Genomic DNA, 1,422 nt, shown 5'->3' on the forward strand with positions numbered 1-1,422 from the left:
GTGCTCGGCAGCGCGGGCGAGGGCCGGATCGCCTCCGCCTCGCGGGCGGACTACGCGGCCGCCGCGGTCGCCGTGGGAAACCGGGTGAGAGGGCCCTGGGAAGCGTGTTAGCCTTCTGCATGTCGACGGCGGCCGCGAGGCCGGTCCTCAGGGAGGGTCCACGGAAGCCTTCGGCGGTGCGTAGGCGCGGGTGGCGGAATAGGCAGACGCGCTGGATTCAGGTTCCAGTGCCCGAAAGGGCGTGGGGGTTCAACTCCCCCCTCGCGCACCAGCGGTTCAGAGCCCCCGCTCCGGAGAGATCCGGAGCGGGGGCTCTTCGTTGTGCGGTGCGCGGCGGTGCGTGGTGACCGTCGTTCCAATTCGTATGTAAATCAATTCTTATGTAAATCGTGGTGTGGTGTCAGGTGCTGGGCTCCGCGCGTTTTACGTGATTTCCCGTTTGTTTTCTGTCATGGTTTTCAACGCCGGTCGGAAAGCGGTCGAAGGGTGAGTCATGCGACGCCTGGCCTTGTTCGTTCTCTCCGTTGTCGCGTTGTTCGCCATCGGCCCGCGGCCGTTCGTCGCGGCCGCCGCCGAGGCGCCGACGATTCCGTTCGCCGAGCGTTATCGCGCGGTCCAACACGGCGGCGTCGCACGGGCCGCCAACTCCGTCATCACCTGCGGCCGAGTGGTCCTCGCCTCGGCCCCGAGCTGCTCCGAGGCCCAGTCGGGAGCGGCCGCCGGGGGCGGCCAGTACGAGATGGCGTACATCGACGTCGACTCGGACGCCAACACCTACAACTCCAGCCGCGCGGAACTCCGGCTGCCCCCCGGGTCACGGGTCAGCCACGCCCGCCTTTACTGGGGCGCCAATATCCGGGTCGGTGAACACAAACCGCCGGAGGACAACGGCCGGGTGCTGATCGCGGAACCGGGCGGACGGTACAAGGAACTGCTCGCGGATTCCGTCATCGGCCACCGGGACACCGGCGACCAGGCCGCCTTCTTCGCCTCGGCCGACGTCACCGAGCTGGTGCGCTGGAGCCAGCCGGGCTCCTGGACCGTCGCCCAGATCAACACCGCCATGGGACATTCGGCGGCCGGCGGCTGGGGCGGCTGGAGCCTGGTGGTGGCCTACGAGAACGCGGCCGAGCCGCTGCGGGAGATCGCCCTCTGGGACGGCTTCGTGTCGGTCGAGGGGGACGGCGCCGCGGCCGACGTCCGGATCCCCGGACTCACCGCGGACCCGGGGGCGCACGGCAGCCTCGGCGTGGTGGCCGGCGGCGGTGACCGCGGGCGGTCGGGGGACACGGTGACGGTGCGGGCCGCCGGCCGGGACGGGGCGCTCGGCGACGCCGCCAACCCCGTGCGGGACGTGATGAACTCCACGATCGCCGACCACGGCCGGGCCGTCGACAAGCGCGAGCCCGCCCACCCCAACAC

At 70.7% G+C, this 1,422-nt stretch carries 1 protein-coding gene and 1 tRNA gene; both read left to right on the forward strand.

What is annotated here, in order from left to right:
• The first annotated feature begins 184 nt into the window (after positions 1 to 184).
• Positions 185 to 271 (forward strand) — tRNA-Leu (locus E1283_RS36205).
• Positions 272 to 493: 222 nt separating this feature from the next.
• On the forward strand, positions 494 to 1,422 hold a 929-nt coding region (locus tag E1283_RS36210), incomplete at its 3' end, for a DUF3344 domain-containing protein (protein WP_132822393.1).

Origin of the sequence: Streptomyces hainanensis (assembly GCF_004348415.1) — a bacterium.
Classification (GTDB): domain Bacteria; phylum Actinomycetota; class Actinomycetes; order Streptomycetales; family Streptomycetaceae; genus Streptomyces; species Streptomyces hainanensis.